This is a genomic window from Neorhodopirellula pilleata (genome assembly GCF_007859915.1).
GTDB classification, from domain to species: domain Bacteria; phylum Planctomycetota; class Planctomycetia; order Pirellulales; family Pirellulaceae; genus Rhodopirellula; species Rhodopirellula pilleata.
On sequence record NZ_SJPM01000001.1, the window covers coordinates 742,156 to 758,540 of the forward strand.

General features: G+C 55.7%; 9 protein-coding genes. 4 read left to right on the forward strand and 5 right to left on the reverse strand.

From position 1 onward, the window contains the following. Positions 1-87: 87 nt before the first annotated feature. Entirely contained in the window at positions 88-1,242 is a 1,155-nt protein-coding gene (locus tag Pla100_RS02540) for a succinylglutamate desuccinylase/aspartoacylase family protein (protein WP_146576079.1), read from the forward strand. Between the two features lie 49 nt (positions 1,243-1,291). Here the strand turns inward: Pla100_RS02540 and Pla100_RS02545 are convergent, their stop codons facing one another. Beyond that, on the reverse strand, positions 1,292-4,492 hold the full coding sequence (locus Pla100_RS02545; protein WP_197167653.1) for a peroxidase family protein: 3,201 nt from the start codon (positions 4,490-4,492) through the stop codon (positions 1,292-1,294). Positions 4,493-4,736: 244 nt separating this feature from the next. Then, a complete protein-coding gene (locus Pla100_RS02550) occupies positions 4,737-4,952 on the reverse strand; it encodes a hypothetical protein (protein ID WP_146576081.1) in 216 nt (71 codons plus the stop codon). A 965-nt stretch (positions 4,953-5,917) separates the two neighbouring features. Between Pla100_RS02550 and Pla100_RS02555 the strand changes: the two genes are divergently transcribed. From Pla100_RS02555 to cysK, 3 genes are all read left to right on the forward strand, one after another. Then, entirely contained in the window at positions 5,918-7,792 is a 1,875-nt protein-coding gene (locus Pla100_RS02555; protein WP_146576082.1) for a 2-oxoacid:acceptor oxidoreductase subunit alpha, read from the forward strand. Between the two features lie 114 nt (positions 7,793-7,906). Continuing rightward, complete coding sequence (locus tag Pla100_RS02560) at positions 7,907-8,917, forward strand: 2-oxoacid:ferredoxin oxidoreductase subunit beta (RefSeq protein ID WP_146576083.1); 1,011 nt, start codon at positions 7,907-7,909, stop codon at positions 8,915-8,917. A 52-nt stretch (positions 8,918-8,969) separates the two neighbouring features. Continuing rightward, positions 8,970-9,911, forward strand: a complete 942-nt coding sequence (gene cysK, locus Pla100_RS02565; RefSeq protein WP_146576084.1) for a cysteine synthase A — start codon at positions 8,970-8,972, stop codon at positions 9,909-9,911. A gap of 203 nt (positions 9,912-10,114) precedes the next feature. Here cysK and Pla100_RS02570 read toward each other — a convergent pair whose 3' ends face one another. From Pla100_RS02570 to Pla100_RS02585, 3 genes are all read right to left on the reverse strand, one after another. Further along, the gene (locus Pla100_RS02570) at positions 10,115-10,336 is read right to left on the reverse strand and encodes a hypothetical protein (RefSeq protein ID WP_146576085.1); all 222 of its coding nucleotides are present in this window, start codon (positions 10,334-10,336) and stop codon (positions 10,115-10,117) included. A gap of 6 nt (positions 10,337-10,342) precedes the next feature. Beyond that, positions 10,343-10,555: a hypothetical protein gene (locus Pla100_RS02575; protein ID WP_146576086.1), complete on the reverse strand. Its 213-nt coding sequence runs from the start codon at positions 10,553-10,555 to the stop codon at positions 10,343-10,345. A gap of 529 nt (positions 10,556-11,084) precedes the next feature. Then, the gene (locus Pla100_RS02585; RefSeq protein WP_231602595.1) at positions 11,085-16,382 is read right to left on the reverse strand and encodes a protein kinase domain-containing protein; all 5,298 of its coding nucleotides are present in this window, start codon (positions 16,380-16,382) and stop codon (positions 11,085-11,087) included. Between the last annotated feature and the right edge of the window lie 3 nt (positions 16,383-16,385).

The following is a 16,385-nucleotide window of genomic DNA, read 5'->3' on the forward strand; positions in this document are numbered from 1 at the left end:
AGTCCGTTTTGTGCTCCGGCACACCTTTGCGATTGAAATTGCGGATAAAAACTTCGATTTGATTCCCATTCCTCTTCAAAGCATGGCATGAGCGATTCCCAGGCTGAACCCCCATCCCAGGCGGAAAAATCGCCGCGAGTCGGAACGGAACTTCGGTCGGAAACCCGATCACTGGCCGAGACTTGGTTCGGGCGTGAAGTCGCTCCAGGCGAATCAATCAATGCGGAACTCCAAATCACCGAAAGTTATAGCGGTCGGAATATCTCCATCCCGATCCGTGTGATTCGAGGCGGCGAGCCGGGACCGTCGGTGTTCGTGGCCGGTGCATTGCACGGCGATGAACTCAATGGAACGGGGGCGATCCGGTCCTTGTTGTCCGATCGCGAATTCGTCGTGCGGCGGGGGACGACGGTCATGATTCCGGTCCTCAATGTACTGGGTTTCGAACGTCATTCGCGTTATTTGCCCGATCGTCGTGACCTCAACCGATGTTTTCCCGGCAACGCGTCGGGAAGCATGGCGATGCGGATGGCGCGAGTGATCTTTGATGCGATCGTCTTGCGTTGCGACTACGGGATCGATTTGCATACCGCCGCGGTGCGCCGCACCAACTATCCCAGCGCAAGGGTGGACTTCAATAACGAACAGTGCATGAGAATCGCCAAAGCGTTCGGGGCCGGCGTGATCTTGGACGGAAAAGGTCCCAAAGGTTCCTTCCGCCGCGAGGCGACCGCTGCCGGATGCCCGACCATCGTGGTCGAGGGTGGCGAGGTGTGGAAAGTCGAACCATCGGTCGTCGAGACCATGACGCGGGGCATCATCAACGTGCTCAAGGAACTCGGCATGGTCGACGGCCAACCCGATGTGCCGGTAAACCAAGTACGTATTCGAACAACCAAATGGATCCGCGCCGAACGCGGTGGTTTCTTGGACCTTCACGTTGCCCCCGGTTCGACCGTGGTCAGCGGTCAACCCTTGGCGACCAACAGTAGTCTTGTCCACGAGGATCAGAATCGACTCGAGGCACCCTTCGACGGGATCGTTATTGGAATGTCAACGCTGCCCGCCGTTCAACCCGGCGAACCGGTCATTCACTTGGGAAAACTCGCCAGCCCCAATTCGGCAGCCCGCGTCGAACGCAATACTCAGGCCGACGAGCTGCAACGGACGACCCAAGCTCATCTTTCCACCAACGTCCAGGTGACCGAACCGGGCAAGCTGAGCCGGCCATCGTCGTTGTAGCTCAGCGGGTCGGTAGTGGCATCGGCGGAGGCCTTTTGATGGCCTCGTCCTAAGCGAAGTCCTGCGTGTTAGGAACCAATTCAAAATCGACATCGCCGATCACCATGTTGCCCTCGTAGAACCATACGTCGTCAAAGCCGGTGCCCGTCGACACGTAAGTTCCATCGAGTTGCAAGAGCACACGGTAAGCACCCGTGCGTGTGATTTGATTGAATCGATAACGTCCTTCGGCATCCGAGATCGTTTGCGCGATTCGTTCACCTGCGCCGTTGTAAAGTTCAATCGTAACGTTGCCCACAGCTTGGTTCGAAGTCGTCGCAACGCGGCCTTCGACCACGCCCCAAACTCGGAATACATCATCTTGGACGGTGTGGACGGTTGAGTTGCGAGAAATGATTTGGCTAAGCGTTGTTTGGCGAATCGCCTCAACGGCATCGGATGAGAACACGTTTTCGTACCACAATCGATCGGCGTCGCGTGTTCGTGTGAATTGTTCCGCGATGATCGTCCGGAAAGTTTCTCCCATCGAACGCCCAGGTGCGGCATCTTCGGCCAGACCGCCGACCCACAAATCGATCGAATCGACATCGCCGTAAAGATCTCGCAACTTGTTTTGCAGATCCACGTCCGACGTGATGTCACTGAAGTCATCGACCGGATTCAAACCATAAGCTTGTCGGGTTGAATTGTAATCAGCTAGCCCGTGGTCTCGTCCACGCTGAATGTTCAACGACGCCAAATCAAAGCCGCCGTTGCCTGGAGCTCCGAACAAGAAATTACGCAAACTATCGACGATTTGATTATCAATCGACTGCGCCTGAACGGATGCGGCAAACTTCAATGACGAGTCGATACCACGTTCTTGCAAAATAGCGGGGGCGAAGAACGCCTCAGCCAGGGACATCGGGTCATGGAGCGGATCGCTGTACGTGCCCATGAATTCGACTTGGTCGTTCAACATCGTGTGCCCGACCCGATACGCAGCGGTGGAGAACTCCGTTGCGATTCCCGGATTGATGTTCGAATCGTATCCACGATAGGCCGCAATCGCGTCTTCGCCAAGCAAGGCGGGAAGGAACTCGTTGTATGTAATCGCCTGTATTTCGGCGATGACGATCTTGCGTGCTTCCTGGAAGATTTGTTCATCAGACCATTGCGGTGAGTCGGCTTGGATCAACTCTGCCCATCGATTGTGCTCGCGGATGAACAGGGTGTGCAGCGTGGTCAAATTTACGTTTTCCATCGCTCGAATGTCGCCGGCCATGAAGTTACCGTTTGCATCAATCGGCAACAGATTGCCGTTGCTGATTTTCATTCGGCCGCCTGTCAACTCTCGCAGTCGATTGGCGGTCTCGGCATCCGATCCGTATACCATCGAACCGTCGATAAAGGCCGTGATACTATTGTCGTGCTGGCGAGGGTTGGCCGGACTCGTGCCGGTTCCTTGACTCGCTTGGGATCGCGTGAGGTTGATCACGACAGCACCGGTTCCCTGGGGATCAAAGAATCGATCACCCGTCGGAACTAAGATCGCCAGCGATTCGCCATTCTCTGCAGGCGTTTCGGTCAGATCCATGTCATGATCGATGAACTGCCCCCATACATGAACCATCACCGAAAGTGCTTCCGGATTGCCGACCGACCCGGGCGTTTGGGCGACGATTAGGTTACTGACCTCCCGGGCACTGGGCAGGCTTTCGCCGACGGCCTCGGATGTCCCATCGGCGTAGCGTGCCGGGGCGATTCGCAATAATTGCTGTCCAGCACTCCCCCAATCATCGAACTGCAGATGATTGCCGATGCCGTTGTACGACCGGGTGTCAGCATCAAATTGCAAAAATCCCGTTGCGTGTAACCACTCGCTGCCCCGAAACCCGGTGACGATCCCGTCATCGGCACGCCAAGTTCCCGTCGAAATCACGTCCGGGCTTTCAGCTTCAAAGGCAACACCGTCGATCATGATTTTGTCGACGACGAGGTTCTTGTCGAAGTTCGGTCCCATTGACCCGTCGATCAATTGAACACGAATCCGATTCGCGTCGATGGGCTGGTCAAAGACACCGTCGGTCGCGAATACGAACGTACCGAAGATTCGGTCCTGGACATCGCCGCCGACACGATCCCATCGCTGGACGACTTGGCCATCGATTGCCAATTCCATCGACTCGGTTCCCGTTTGACCGGCCGCATAGATCGTGATGAAATGCTCGGCGCTGCGCGCCGATTCGGCATATTGGAAGTAGCCTCCCGCGTGCAGGAACTCGGATTCAGCGTTGCCCGGTGTGACGCCGATGCCCGGTCGCCAAGTCCCCGTGGAAAACACGCCTGACGATTCGGTTTGGTATTCAATTCCATCGATCACGACGCGATCGATCCGAACGTTTCGGTCGACGACGCCTGGTTCGTGGAGATCGTTGGTAAAGACAACTCGAACGCGGTCGGCCGAAACGGCGTTTTCATTGTTGAAAACGAATGCGTTGAACTTGCCTTCGGCATCGTTGCCACCAATGTTGGACCATTGGGCGACCGTCGTCCCATCGATTTGAAGCGAGAGGTTTTCTTCGCCCGTTGACCCGGCCGCGAAAACGGTAATGGGCAACACGGAAGCGTATTGGTATCTCGCGGATTCCGAAACCACGATCGATGATTCGATCGAGCCGAACCGTTGCTCCAAAGTCCAATCGCCTCCACGCCGGCCGTTGCCCGTCGCGTCAATCGAGGCGGCGACATCGGCCGAGGTGAGATCCGCGAGCGTACGCAGTAATGAACGCCCCTGTTGCCCACGCCCCACGTCGCAACCGTAGATCAAGATATCGGCCTGATCCGTTAGTGCCGCCCTCCACGAGTGCACCCATTCGGCCCGGGACGTCAACGATTGAGCGTCAATGAGATCCCGGCCAAGCTGAATCCGTCCATCGCTTCCATGGCTGATCCAATGCAGGCTTTCGATTCCTGATCGGCCACGCAGGATCTCGGTGATTTGCTCGATCGCGTCGACTTCCGATGAAATCAAGACGACCTCCGCGTTAGCGGGAAGATCGGCAAGCAGCACTGCCTGATCGTCGACCCGCGAATCCACCAAAACGATCGTAGTTCGGTTTGCGACGTCTTCCGAACTTGATAGGAAAGTTGCTTGGGCTTCGCCACTGCCGTGCCCGCCATGGATCGCGGAACTCTCACCCGAAAGGGGAACCGCCGACGAAGAAACGGCTGCGGCGACAACATCACCAGCATCGCCGGCGAGCATCATCCGGGCCTCGAGCTGCGAAATGGACGTGAATCGGTTTGATGCGTTGGCACGACCAGAGTGACGAGAACGCGAAGTCGATCGCCGAAAGAATATCATGTTGGCAGGTAAGAAATCGGGGAAGGTGGTCCGCCCCTCCTGTGGCGTCCGAGTCGCTTCAGATGTCGACCCGGTCGAGGAGCAGGGGAGATCCCCCCGCATCGTTCGAGAGCAGTTTAATTGCTACAAACGGAATAACCCGAATCTCTCAACTCGATTTTGCCTGAATACCGCCACTCCGCCCTTCTGCCCAATGAAAGCCTTCTGCCCCAATGAAAGCCGTCTGCCCAATTACCCGCTTTTTACCAATTAACCCCTTCTCGTCAATTAAAACTATCTGCCAATAAAAAACTGTCTGCCAATAAAAAACGAGACTCAAAAGATTGAGTCCCGCTTTTTCGTTCGGTTCGATACGTTGTTGCAATGCTTAGTTGCAGCAAGGATCGCATGGGTCGCAGCAAGCCTTGGCTGCTCGCTTGGCAGCGAAGTGAGCCTTGAGCTTAGCGAACAAGCCTTGGCGAGGTGGCTCGCAGCAAGGATCGCATGGGTCACAGCAAACGGGCTCAGGAGCTGGGCAGCAAACCGGGGCTGGTGCTGGGCAGCAAACAGGCTCAGGAGCTGGGCAGCAAACGGGCTCGGGTGCTGGGCAGCACACGGGCTCAGGAGCTGGGCAGCAAACTGGCTCGCAGCAGTCAGCCTTCTTCTTGAAGCAACCGAACAGACCAGCTTCGGCTTGAGGGGCAACAACGGTGCTGACAACAGCCAACAGGGCAACGGCCAAAATCGTACGGATCATCTAACTCTCCAGTTGGGGGGAATTTTAGCCTGCGCCACACGACGAGGCAATTTGCGCAGAGTTTACGGACTGTCGGCCAGCCGTCAACTGGGAGGACGATGTCTAACTGGGAATTCTTCCTAATTCGGGGGGAATACAGCAATTGGGGCGATTGGCAGCGAAAATAGCCGCCGTCAGCGGCCTGCGGCTTGTTGATTTAATCGTAACCCGATGCGTCACGGCGTGTCGATTTAATCGTAACCCGAAGCGTGAGCGAGGGATACTTTTAAAGAGAATGAATGGCGCTCAATCCCTCGCTGACGCATCGGGTTACGATTCAATCAACAGCCCGCTGGCCAAGAGTTTCGGAAACGCTCGAAAATCACCGGAAGTCTTGGCGACTTTCGCTACGGCCTCTCGGTTTCCAAGCCCTCAGAGGCTCCATTTCGCCCAATCCAAAAAAAAGTTAAGATTCGGGTGATTTTGCGGGTCGGATTGCTCGATACAATCCGTAAAGTCCCTGCATTCGGTCTGGTTGGGCTACCGTAGCCGTCCCATCCCACCTCTCTCGCCATGCTCTCCATCAGTCACCGACTCCGGGTGACGTTAACCTCATGATTGAAACGACCGCCAAAAAGATCCAATCCGTTACCGGGATCACCGTTCGCCTGTGTGGCGACTCGGGCGACGGAATGCAGTTGCTGGGAACCCAGTTGACCAATACCTCGGCATTGGCTGGCAACGATGTCGCCACATTCCCCGACTTTCCCGCTGAGATCCGTGCTCCTCGAGGGACCCGGGCGGGCGTATCGGGATTCCAGGTGCAATTCGCGAGCGAAGAAATTTTCACGCCCGGCGATGTGCTTGATGCGCTCGTGGTGATGAACGCCGCCGCTTTCGTGACCAACATCGGCGACCTCCGTAAAGGCGGCATCCTGATCGTCAATGAAGACGGGTTCAACGACAAAGAGTTCAAGCTCGCCAAGATGGAAAGCAACCCGCTTGATGCGGAAGTGCTGATGCAGCAGTACCGAGTCGTGAAGGTCAACATGACCAAGATGACCCGAGACGCCGTTGCCGAACACGGTCTGTCGACGAAGATCGCGGACCGTTGCAAGAATTTTTTCGCGATGGGTTTGGTGTACTGGCTCTTCGGCCGTTCGCTCGAACCGACGCTGCGTTTCATCGACGCTAAGTTCGGCAAGAAACCCGACGTAGCCGCCGCCAACATCGCTGCCTTGCGAGCCGGTTGGGCATTCGGTGAAACGACCGAAGAGTTCGGTGAAAGTTACCAAGTCGAAGCCGCGCAGTTGGTGCCGGGAACTTACCGCAACATCATGGGCAACCAAGCACTCGCTTGGGGTTTGATCGCCGCGTCAAAACTCAGCAACAAAGATTTGTTCTACGGGACGTATCCGATTACGCCCGCTTCGGACATCCTTCATGAGTTGACCAAGTACAAGAACTACGGAGTTCGCACCTTTCAAGCCGAAGACGAAATCGCGGCAATCTGCGCCACCATCGGAGCAGCTTTCGGCGGCACGATGGGGGTCACCGCAAGCAGCGGCCCAGGTATCGCACTCAAAGGCGAAGCGATGGGACTCGCGGTGATGTTGGAGTTGCCGATGATCATCATCAACGTCCAACGCGGCGGACCAAGCACCGGGTTGCCGACCAAGACCGAACAGAGCGATTTGCTGCAAGTCATGTTCGGCCGTAACGGCGAAGCACCGATGCCCGTTCTGGCACCGCGTTCGCCTGGTGACTGTTTCGATATGGCCGTCGAAGCGTGGCGGATCGCGACGGAGTGCATGTGCCCGGTGATGTTGTTGTCCGACGGATACATTGCCAACGGCAGCGAACCGTGGAAGATACCGACGGTCAGTGAAATGCCTAAAATCCAGTGCTCGCATCCCGAAGGTCGCAACGGTGACGAACCATTCCTTCCGTACGCCCGTGACGAAAATCTCGCCCGCCCGTGGGCGATCCCGGGGACGCCGGATTTGATGCACCGCGTCGGTGGATTGGAAAAGGAAGACGGAACGGGCAACGTTTCCTACGATCCCGATAACCACCAACACATGTGCGAAACGCGTGCGGCCAAGGTCGCACGAATCGCAGATCGAATCCCCGAACAAGACGTCTTCGGTGACACCAAAGGCGACGTACTCGTTGTGTCTTGGGGCGGTACCTACGGGTCGTGTCACACCGCCGTGGATCGTTGCCGCAAGGCTGGACACAGCGTTTCGCACGCACACATTCGGTATCTCAATCCGTTGCCACGAAACATCGGCGACTTGTTGCGATCCTTCCGCACTGTATTGGTTCCCGAGCTGAACTCAGGCCAATTGCGGATGTTGTTGCGAGCCGAATACTTGGTCGATTGCATCGGCATCAACAAGATCAAAGGCAAACCCTTCACCGTTACGGAACTGGTTGAAGAAATCTCGCACCACGCCACCGTGCTGCGTCAAAGCAAAGCCGGCTAGCGAGATCCTCGTAGGCTGGGTCGCAGCCGCTTCGGCGAAGACCCGGCATTCCCACTGAAACAGCATCCGCCGCCAATCACGCCACAATAATCCACCTGAACTTTCCAATCCAAAATGAATTTACCCGTCCTTAAAGCAGCCGATTTCGCGTCCGATCAAGACGTCCGCTGGTGTCCTGGTTGTGGCGACTATTCGATTCTCGCCCAGATGAAGAAGGTGCTGCCGGATCTCGGCGTGCCGCGCGAAAAGATCGTTTTCATCAGCGGGATCGGCTGCAGCAGTCGATTCCCCTACTACATGAACACCTACGGGATGCACTCCATCCACGGACGTGCCCCGACCTTCGCGACCGGACTGAAATCCACCCGACCCGACTTGATGGTTTGGGTAATCACGGGAGACGGCGATGCGTTGTCGATCGGCGGCAACCACTTTATCCATTGCCTGCGCCGAAACCTCGACATCAACATCATTTTGTTCAACAACCGGATCTACGGTTTGACCAAAGGCCAGTACAGCCCCACCAGCGTCGAAGGCCAGATCACCAAGAGCACGCCCATGGGCGCGATCGATCACCCGCTCTCGCCACTGTCGGTTGCCTTGGCCGCCGAAGCGACGTTCGTTGCCCGCAGCATCGACGCTCACGTCAAGCACCTCGGCGATACCTTGCAAGCGGCCGCCGCTCACAAGGGTACTTCTCTGGTCGAAGTCTATCAAAACTGCAACGTGTTCAACGACGGCGCGATGGCTTACGCCCAAGAAAAGAAGCAGCGTGTTGAGAATGTGGTCGAATTAGAACACGGCAAGCCGCTGATTTTTGGTGAAAACAGCGACAAGGCCATTCGATTGATGGGCAACCACTTGGAAGTCGTCAACACGGCCGACGTTCCCGCCGATGATCTGTTGATCCACGACGCTCATGATCCCAATCCGGCGATCCAGATGATGCTCGCCCGAATGCGATATCCCGAGATGCCCGAGCCGATCGGCGTCTTGCGACAAGTCGAAGGCGTGGCAACCTACAACGACCAAATCAACGAGCAAGTCACCGCCGCGAAAGCAGCCAGAGGCGAAGGCGACCTTGATAAATTATTCCGCTCCGGCGACACCTGGGACGTCGCTTGAGCGAGATGTCGTCAGACATCCCAAACCAACCACCTAGAATCGGAACATCCCCATGCCACGTGATAAAACTTTTGACAACATTACTCGAGCGATCGGCGACACGCCGATGGTGCGAATCAATCGTTTGGTTCCCGCTGGCGGTGCGACCGTGTTCGCGAAATGCGAATTCTTCCAGCCGCTCAACAGCGTGAAAGACCGCATCGGCGTGGCGATGATCGAAGCGGGCGAGCGTGACGGACGGATCAACTCGCAAACTCACATCATCGAACCGACCAGTGGTAACACGGGAATCGCACTGGCATTCGTGTGCGCCGCCAAAGGCTACAAGCTGACCCTCACAATGCCCGAGTCCATGTCCGTCGAACGCCGGGCGCTGCTGCGGGCGATGGGCGCGAACTTGGTCCTCACCCCCGCCGGCGACGGGATGAAAGGTGCCATCGATACGGCGCAGGAGTTGGTCAATAAGACCGACAACGCATTCATGCCGCAACAGTTCGAGAACCCCGCCAACCCGGCGATCCACGAAGCCACCACCGGCCCGGAAATTTGGGCCGATAGCGGACATCAAATCGACGCGATTGTCGCGGGCGTAGGCACCGGCGGAACGATTACTGGTGTCTCGCGGTTCCTCAAAAAGATGAACCCCGATTTCAAAGCGTTCGCCGTCGAACCCAAACATTCGCCCGTGATCAGCGGCGGATCGCCTGGCAAGCACCGCATACAAGGCATCGGCGCGGGCTTCATCCCCGGAAACTTGGACACGTCGATCATCGACGACGTGGTTCAGATCGACGACGAAGACGCGTTTGCATGGGGACGCAGACTGGCCAAAGAAGAAGGCATCGTCGGCGGAATCAGCAGCGGAGCGAACATGTGCGCCGCCGCCCTCGTCGCCGCCCGCCCGGAAATGAAGGGCAAACGAATCGTCACAATCATGTGCAGCCTCGGCGAACGATACCTCAGCACACCACTCTTCGGTGACCTCGCTCTTTAACTCTCGAGCCGAAAACCATCAGCAGCTGTGGCGAGCGGCTGCTGTTTTCTTAGGTTTTTAGAAACGCTCTCGACGCCTGATAGCTTCATTGACATAGAATTCGTCGTGGTCAGTTTCGGCAGGGCTGGGGGATGGTCATTCCCCAGCCCGCCCGTCGACGCAACGAATTCGTAGTTCGCGCGGTTAGGTTGAATCGTTTTCAATCAGTCGTCTATCAACGCAAGCAACGCGTCGTCAACGGCTTGGTGAAGTCGTGTCTTCGCATCGCGTCGGTCACGAGTGTCGATTCGTCCGTCACCGTTGATATCTTCATTGATGTTGAGTTGATCTGAGGCCTCGACACGACCATTTCCGTTGGTATCGCCGAACAATCGGAAGAATTCGAAATGTCCGTCATCGAACTGGCCATCACCGTCCAAATCCATCAGAACTCAATAGAAGCCATCGCCCGCAGCCTTCGCGCCACCGAGCCCGTTAGTACCAAAGTCCAAACGAATTGAATTGCCATTCGCAACGGCATTCACTCCGCTAACGATCGTTCCGCTCCCAGCTTCAGCGTCTGCGGCATTCACCGCAAATCGTTCCACACGCAGTCGATTGTTTGCCGCGAGATCCGCAACGCCGGCAACATCGTTGAAGAGCACATCCAAATGGGTGATGTAGGTAGCTTCAGAAACGTTGTGGCGTCGATGTCCCCAGGTCCAGTGAATACCGCGAGGCGAACACGAACACTGCCTCAGCACAACGCTGGGCTGTTCAAAATTTGGTATTGCGACATTTTCGTTCTCCGCAACTTCCTGTCACCTCTCCCAGCGAAGCTGGGGGAGGTCGGATCGAGCGAAGCAAGATCCGGGAGGGGGCATCCCCAGGGCAAACCAAGCCGATTCAATCAAATAACGCCCGTGCCCCCTCCCTCGCGGACTCCTGAACGTCGTCGCTCGACCTCCCCCAAACTGCGTTCGGGAGAGGTGACAGCCGGACAAGAAACTGCTGAGAGATAAAGGAAAAACAACGAGTCAACACCGAATTTTGAACAGCCCAGCACAACGCCATTCGCCGACCTCGATCTCTAGGCTTTTCGTCGGGCCGGATCAAGGATTCGAATTGGGTGCAGCGGATCAAAAACGAATGTTGAAATGATCGTGTCAATCACGAAGTATTGACAGTCCAGGCCTAAGTTCCTTCTCGGCTTGGAACCCTTCTGGCAATGTTGGGTTCAACGATGTCAGCGGGGTCGCTAGGGTGACCTAACATGCGACGTTCTAAATCGGTCGTGAAGATCACCGATCCGTCGGTTGAGAATTTGACGCACTGGATGGACGCACCTCGATGTCCGGGAAGTGTGAAAAGCTCTCGCGGCGTTTCATCGAGTGATGGGGAAGCGAACCAAACAATCAATGTTCCGCTTTCATCCCCTGTTACAAACACGTTCTCGGTTGGCGACGAGGCGATCGTGCGGATCCGCGTCTTGGAGTCCAGCACGCCAAACGAAAGCGGAGGCTGATCTCCATCCTGGTCAATACGATGGATGGAGACTCGGCTTCCGGTACCATGATCTCGCAAAACGCTTGCATACCAGCGGTCATTGCCATCGGCGACTGTGTCACGGAAGTAACCAACGTCCTGAATTCGGTCACCCGCGAGGTCTACCGATGCGACGGACACTGGAGATTGATAGTCGTTCGCGCGACTGGTTTCACTGAGTCGCCCCGAGGTACTGGCAATTAATAGTCGATCTTCGAGGGGATGCCAAGAGGCGTTGGCAACGTCGTCCCATTGCCGCAGAATCGTTTCTTGTTCGATGTCAAAGAGAATGGCGTTGGACGATTTGTCGTCGTTGGAAAGACCGACGGCATCACGGCCCGATGTACTGAGACGAATGTGTTGCAGTCCATCGCCGAAACCAGCCAGTAATCTCCATTCAGGTTTCCCATCGGTTCGATCGATCTTCCACAAACAGCCGTTATCTTGAAGCACCACCCAGCGATCGCCGCCCCGATCAACGGAAGCCGCGATACAGGGAGTTCTACCGGTACGGTGTACCCATTGATGGGGTTTCTCATTTCCAAATTGAATATCTCCGTTGACTCCCACGGCGACCCAAGTACTTGAGTTGATTTGTCGAAGCCCGCGGAGCGAATGGGTCGTTAATGCCAAACCGATCGATTGCAGCGGGATTGATGCGATTGTCTCATCGGTCAGGTTGGATGTGAGCCTGAGGTCGCGATTCATTGAATCGACTTGGCCGACCGTTGGCTGGTCCGACCGATGGGGCCATCGAATGCGAGTCAGTCGCGAAATGACTTCGCCATCGGTACTACGGACGATACTGACCAACTCGTCTTCTGCTTCGGAAAGGCTTTGAATGCGGACGTCCAATGATTGCCAAGCACGCACCCGCTGCAAAATTCGAAGCGATTCGATCGGGTCGGAGAGAACCGGCTTTTCAATGGAATCAGCGTTGACGGCGAACCTAGCAATTCGTCCATTCTCATAAATAATATAGAAGTGTTTTCCTGTCGGCGACCAAACACCATCGACAGGACGGGCTTCGGAGTACGCGGCCAATTGAAACTGGCTGAGTGTCGGTTTGGCTGCGTCGATGACGTCAATGAGTTGCACCGCACCGGTTGCCCGAACCAACATGACCTGAGATTCCGAGGCCGGGTTAGTGACTGCAAAGATGCTGCCGAAAGGATGCGAAGATACCGAGGAACGTTGGAGATCGATTAGATAAGTTTCTGATTCTCCGCCGACGCATGCGATCGATCCCGTCGCTGCGATCGTCACCCGGGATTCGGATTCGCTGTCCAGGTCCAGTCGTGCAACCATATTACCGGAACTCATGTCCCACTGACACAATTCGGTTTGGGTCATCGGAGAATTGGTCACGTAGACGTTGTCGGGCAAGCGACGGGCCAGGGTAACGAGTTGCCCGTTATGCGGTGCAAAGGCCATATCAGAAATCTCGGTTCCTGGAGTATGTCCGATGTAATCGATGGCATAGGAATGAATCGCACCACGACGCCTCATCGAGGAGAGACTCGACGTATAACGAGACAGAACACCATTGGCATCGATCGCTTCGAATGTGTTGGCATGTTCGCTTGCAAAAACCCCCATCACGACGGCTGAAAGTCCGTCGACGCCGTCTTTTGTTCCCAACGAGGGTACCACGTTCCGCCGGGACGCTTGGCTGGCAAGGTCCCATCGGATGGACATTCCGGATTGATCAACTGCAAAGACCGATTGGTCGTCATTGGAAAAGTCGCACCACTGGAGATTATTGGAAAGTCCTGAAAGTGTTTGTTGATAGTCGACAGATTGGACGTCACCACCATCGGGCAATGACCAAACATGAGCGACCGGCTCGCTTCCGTAGGTGAGTGCGTGACCATCGACGCCGATCTCGATCCGTGTCACTCGTGTTGCGTGCTTACGGGGCAATACTTCCGCTACCAAGACGTACTGATTTCTTTCTGCGCTGAGGTGGTGAAGTTGTCCCGTCTCCGTTCCGACGAGCAAGTCACCTTGGGTTCCGAACGTCGCAGTGGCTGACAATCCATCGAGCAAGAATGGAGGCAATTCAAACGCGGTCGTTTGGGCATCCTCGAGATCCACCTGCACAATGGCATGTGCGACCTCCCCTTCCGATCCAATGGCAATAAGACAGTTAGCGACGGAGCGGCCTCGAGCCATTGCGAATTGAATCGATCGCAGGCTTCCTTTCGCCACCGCCCGCCGCGGTGCTGTCGAGAATTGACCGTTGCTTCGCTTCCATATCCAAAGACCACCGTTCACTCCGCCAACGAGCCATTGTCCGTCGGGACTGTAGCTCATGTTCTGCATTGGTCGCGCGGCGATACCGGGTAGGGATGTGATCAAGTTGGTTGACTCATTCCAGACATACGCTGCGGAGCGTTTACTCGCATCGATGGTCATGAAAGCCAACTCACTCCCATCGGGAGAAATGGCAACGTGAACCACTTGTGCATCCACCTCAGGCATTTCGAGCGGATCGACTCCACCATCGTTGCCGAACCGAAATCGATGAAATCGACCGTCAGTCTCGCTCGTGGCAATGATGGGTGCATTCGAAGCCAAACTGATTGAACTGATCCGCTCGCCCACTTGTACGCGTGGCAGGTCTTCGTTGGTCAACAGTCCCACGCGGCGAAAGGCCCAGTTACTCAGAAGGGGTGGCGTTTGTTGGAAGTTGGTCTGAAACTGGTTCTCGATCGTCTTGATTTCCGAGAGCAATTGACTGCTTCGAACGACGTCATGCTGTTCCGCTTGGGCGAGCGCCAAGTTGAGCCGCGATTGGTAGCTACCTAAGGTCGTTACCATCGCGCTGCGTAGCGATTTCGCGAGCGCGGCGGATTCGGCATCCCGTGCGGCGACAGCAGTTGCGAGAGCGGCCTTTTCACTCTTCAACGCATCTTCGGCAACCATCCGTGCCTTGGCTTCGTCTTCACGCGCCTTCGTTTCGGCAATCGCTGCCTTCCGTGCTTCTTCGGCCGCTTGCTCGGCGAGCAGTTTTGCTTTCATCTCAGCTTCGGCGGCACGAATCGCCTTTTCCTTGGCCAGTTTCTCCTGCGATGCGGCTCGTTCAGCATCTTCGCGAGCCTTACGCTCGGAATCATTCGCGGCGACAAGCTGAGTATTGGTTTGGGCGAGCTGACCTCGCTGCTTATCGATCTCCAGTCGGGCCGAGTTCAAAAAGACAGAGAGGGCGGACAAACCTACGACGGCACATAGAATGACGGTGGCAAGCACTTTTCGCAATCGCTTGAACTTTTGCTCTCGCGAAGCGGCCAGATCTCGTGCCTGTTTCGCTTTGGCAATCAAATCGTCTTCGGCCGGAACTCCCGGAACCAACGTTTGCATGCACAGGTCGTAGTCGCCTTGTTCAAATGCACAGTGTCCGTATGCGAGTCGAGCGACAGCGATTTGCTTTTTGGCGGATTGATTATCGGGCCAAAGTTCAAGTGCTTCATCAAGACTAAATAAAACTCGCGAAAACTGCTGGTAGTCACGTTTGTCTTGGGCGGAGGCCAATAGGCTGGTCGCCCGTTGTGTAATCGCAATACTTTCGGAATGGCGACGGTACTCCCTTATTGCGTCTTGGAATGCAGCGACGGATTCGTACCGATCCGTAACTTCGCTTGCCATTGCAATTTTCGCGATCGCAACGAGTGCATCGTTTTCATCGTGCGGAACAAACTCATTGCGAACCGCTGAGAGCAAGCATTCGGTTACCTTCTTTCCTGGATGAGGTGCCCGCCCGGTGACGACCTGAAACAACATCGCCCCGAGCAAGTAGATATCACTCCGAGGACCGATCCGCTTGACATCATGTTTTGCCATCTCGGGTGACATGTAGGCTGGTGTGCCGCCCAGACCAAAGGGTTGATGCCGTAGAACGCTGATCGCCAAACCCCAGTCCATCACGAGAACCTCACCGAAGGGGCCCAACATAATATTGTCGGGTTTGAGATCGCGATGGATTATCCCTTTTGAATGTGCGAACCCGATTGCATCGCTGACCTTCATCAAGATGTCGATATTCTCTTCGCGTGACCTATCTTTGATTGCTTTCTGCCACGGGGTACCACTGACCAATTTCATAGCGTAGAACAAAGTCCCGTCTGAATTGGAACCTAGTTCATGGATGGGAACGATATTGGGATGGTCGAGATCACCGGTAATCTGTGCTTCGTAGAGAAACTTACGCTTACTATCGTCATTGTTGTGCTTGCCCGGCTTGATTGCCTTAATTGCGACGGTGCGATCCATGGCTTTCTGCCTCGCCGCGAAAACAACTCCCATCGCACCTTCGCCAAGTTGCTCTAATAACTGGTAGTCAGAATCATCGCTATCAGGGGCATCCAGGTCAGCCAAGGAGCGTGTACATAGTCTGCCGAACAAGGTGGCGCTGGCAATCTGCTCATCGCCGCCCATCGAGCTCATCGGATTGCTACTATCGCCGCCGATTTGTCCCCACATGCGTGCTAGGTTGGATGCGTTCCCGGTGGCGCCGAGTTGCGAGTTAAAGCCGGATCCCGATGCGGCTCTTCCGCTTCCTTTTCGGACGTCTTGAACAGACGATGAATCCGCATCCGAGTCCATCGTTAAGTCGCCTTCGGCTTCACTGCCGAGGGAAGGCGAGTGAGAGTCCAAGGTGACGTCACTCTCGGAAGAGTGATCGGGAATCGACTCAATCGTTGCCGCGACGGATTCATCAATGGTTTTCTCAGGCTCATGCCAATTCAAATCCAGAGTCACGTCGACCGCATCTTGCACGGTTGCGTGTCCGCCCACTGAATCGCTTTCTTGAAAAGTCTCTGGTACCGAGGATTCAGTACCCGGTGACACGGTAGGTTCATCGATGGTTTCATTAACCGTTTCGGCGACGATTTCCCTTCCACATTTTGGGCAGACTTGCTCGTCGAATCGATCTTGGTGATTCATCTT

What these genes read in the sequence shown, in the direction of transcription:
- Pla100_RS02555 (WP_146576082.1), top strand. Translation starts at nt 5,918, where the DNA reads ATGATTGAAACGACCGCCAAAAAGATCCAATCCGTTACCGGGATCACC.
- Pla100_RS02560 (WP_146576083.1), top strand. Translation starts at nt 7,907, where the DNA reads ATGAATTTACCCGTCCTTAAAGCAGCCGATTTCGCGTCCGATCAAGAC.
- cysK (WP_146576084.1), top strand. Translation starts at nt 8,970, where the DNA reads ATGCCACGTGATAAAACTTTTGACAACATTACTCGAGCGATCGGCGAC.
- Pla100_RS02570 (WP_146576085.1), bottom strand. Translation starts at nt 10,336, where the DNA reads ATGGATTTGGACGGTGATGGCCAGTTCGATGACGGACATTTCGAATTC.
- Pla100_RS02540 (WP_146576079.1), top strand. Translation starts at nt 88, where the DNA reads ATGAGCGATTCCCAGGCTGAACCCCCATCCCAGGCGGAAAAATCGCCG.
- Pla100_RS02585 (WP_231602595.1), bottom strand. Translation starts at nt 16,382, where the DNA reads ATGAATCACCAAGATCGATTCGACGAGCAAGTCTGCCCAAAATGTGGA.
- Pla100_RS02545 (WP_197167653.1), bottom strand. Translation starts at nt 4,492, where the DNA reads ATGATGCTCGCCGGCGATGCTGGTGATGTTGTCGCCGCAGCCGTTTCT.